The organism is Mesorhizobium sp. M1A.F.Ca.IN.022.07.1.1 (assembly GCF_003997575.1).
Lineage (GTDB): Bacteria > Pseudomonadota > Alphaproteobacteria > Rhizobiales > Rhizobiaceae > Mesorhizobium.
The window spans coordinates 1-1,246 of record NZ_RZST01000632.1 but is presented as its reverse complement, the minus strand read 5'-3'; the positions used below and the strand labels follow the sequence as shown (position 1 = coordinate 1,246).

Here is a 1,246-nt window from a genome sequence, read left to right as displayed (position 1 = left end):
TGTTGGCCCCGGACCCCGCCATATTCCTCTGGAATGGTGATGCCGAGCAGGCCCGCCTCGCCCATCTCGCGGAAGATCGAGGGATCGGTTTTCTCATCGGCATAGGCTTCCTCGATGCGGGGCGCCAGCTTGTCGGCGGCGAACGCCGCTGCGCCGTCGCGCACCATCCGCTCGTCTTCGGAAAGCTGGTCCTCGATCAGGAAGGGATCGTTCCAGACGAAGGTGTTCTTCTCGGCGGCCATGAGGTGGGTCTCCCGGTAAAATCTTGGATGGCCCGGCTTATCCGCCTCCATCTGGAAAAAATCAAACGAAATTGCATCAAGCATCAATGAGCGATAGTAATAGGTCATGAACGTCCAGCGCCGCCTCTTGCCAAGCATCAGCGCGCTTGCCGCCTTCGAGGCGGTGGCGCGTCTCGGCTCCTTCACCGCCGCGGCCCGCGAGCTCGATCTCACGCAAGGTGCCGTCAGCCGGCAGATCAATCTGCTGGAAGAGCAGTTCGGGCGCCGGCTTTTCGAACGCGACAGCCGCAATGTCAGGCTGTCCACGGCGGGCGAAATCTACGCCGGCGCGGTGCGCTCAGCACTCGCGCAGTTGCGCGATGCGGCGCTTGGATTGATGAGCAATCGGCATAGCGGTGTTCTCAACCTTGCCATCCTGCCGACCTTCGGCACGCGCTGGCTGATGCCGCTCATTCCGGATTTCGTCGCCCGTCATCCGGACATCACGATCAATTTCGCCACGCGCATTGGCCGCTTCGACTTCGCGCGCGAGCGGCTCGACGCCGCAATCCACCACGGCATGCCTGATTGGCCGGACGCTGATTGCACGCTTTTGATGCGCGAGACCGTGATGCCGGTCGCCGCGCCCGAATTCCTGGCGCAGCGGAAGGTCGCGACGCCGGCCGATATCGGCCGCCTGCCGTTGCTGCACATGGCAACGCGTCCCGACGCCTGGAGCGAATGGTTCGAGCATCAGGAGCTCGACGCGCCGACCGGTCCCGGCATGCAGTTCGAGCAGTTCGGTACGGTCGCGCAGGCCTGCATGGCAGGGCTCGGCGTGGCGCTGCTGCCGCAGATCCTGATCGCCGGAGAATTGCAGCGTGACCAGTTGGCGCCGGCGCCGGGCAAGCCGATGCAGAGCCGCAGTGCCTATTATCTCGTCGTGCCGCACGCCAAGCGCGGCCATCCGCCGGTTGCCAGCTTTCGCGACTGGCTGCGGGGCCAGGTTGAGAAGGAGCCGGCTG

At 64.6% G+C, this 1,246-nt stretch carries 2 protein-coding genes; one reads left to right on the top strand and one right to left on the bottom strand.

Translation table 11 applies throughout. The features are described from left to right. Nucleotides 1-242 (bottom strand): acyl-CoA dehydrogenase family protein (locus EOA75_RS32970; protein WP_206517124.1); only part of this gene is annotated, 242 nt, incomplete at its 3' end. 106 nt (nucleotides 243-348) lie between these two features. On the opposite strand from EOA75_RS32970, the gene EOA75_RS32965 reads away from it, so the two are divergent. Further along, on the top strand, nucleotides 349-1,246 hold an 898-nt coding region (locus EOA75_RS32965; RefSeq protein WP_127326150.1), incomplete at its 3' end, for a LysR family transcriptional regulator.